Genomic DNA, 1214 nt, shown 5'->3' with positions numbered 1-1214 from the left:
TATAGCGATCGCAAATCATTCATAAATCGATCGAGGGTTCGATCGAGCAGTAGTTTCATGAGAATGTTGGCTCAAAATCACCAAACTTGTGTAGCTTGGGAAAGTCAAAGCTTTGCTGCTGTATGGTAAAATTGAAGAACCATTTAACCAAGGAAAAAGAACCGATCCGATTCCCAAATTTTCTCACCCAAGTTTTGGCATGGAGCCAAATATCCTCTACGGGATTCTGCAGGCGGAGCATTGGGAGCAAACAGGACACAAGTCAAAGGCCATTCATCCTTCTGTTTGCCTCGATTAACTTCTTCTAGGTAAGCCTTCATCTCTTTATATTTGTGGTAACTAGCTCCATCCCAAATAATCAAGTGTCTCGCTTCAGGATTTAAGGATTGTAAATCCTTTAAGAAATCGACCGTATTCTCGGAATTTGCAGTCGCATATTCTCGCAGAACGAACTGTTTGGTTAAATAATCGATCGCACCGTAATAAGTTTGTTTTTCTCTCTGATTTACCATCGGTATTTCTATTCTCTCATTGCGCCTTCCCCAAAGATAGCCACAGACATCTCCAAGCGAGAAGGTGACACTCATCAATCAAATACACCACAAGCTTTCTCGACTCTATAGCTTCTCGATGTTCTTCGAGAGTTTCACAAATTTCTTGGTGCTTTTTTTTGACAAGCTCTTCATCACCTTTTGGGTTCTTTTTTTGAGACTTTTTCCAGCTAATTCCCGCCGACTTAAACAGTTGATAGTAGCTGGTTTGAGATTTAAATTCAATCTGATATCGCTCTGCTATATAATTAGCAACAGCAGATATATCCCACTGGTTTTTATTGATTAACCATTGGACAATTTCCTCCCGTTCTTCTGGCTTAAGCTGTCCCTGCGAGCCTTGATGATTTAAGAGCAATCCTTCAATTCCATACAACGCATAATTGATTTTCCACTTACTGATAAATGGAGATGATACTCCCAAAATTGTTTGAATAGTTTCGCGACAGATCCCTTCAATTAGCATCCGAACAGAAGACAGCTCTTTTTAGTTCTCTTGGGTCGGGATTGCCGGCAATAAAATTTTCGAGTTCTAATAAACCTTGGGCTTCATCTTCTCTAAATTTGTCTGAGGATTTCTCTCGGATCATTTTAACTCCTACTTAGATTTACATCCCTCATTATACACGTTCGAGGATTTACAAATCATTTGCGATCGCTATA

The 1214-nt window shown here is 39.7% G+C and carries 1 pseudogene; it reads right to left on the bottom strand.

Annotated features, from left to right (window positions below):
* Positions 1–55 precede the first annotated feature (55 nt).
* A pseudogene (locus QUA20_RS31810) lies at positions 56–1141 on the bottom strand (IS630 family transposase).
* Positions 1142–1214: the final 73 nt, after the last annotated feature.

It is taken from the genome of Microcoleus sp. Pol7_A1, from assembly GCF_036701085.1.
GTDB classification, from domain to species: Bacteria; Cyanobacteriota; Cyanobacteriia; order Cyanobacteriales; family Microcoleaceae; genus Microcoleus; species Microcoleus asticus.
This window is presented reverse-complemented; position numbering and strand designations above follow the sequence as displayed.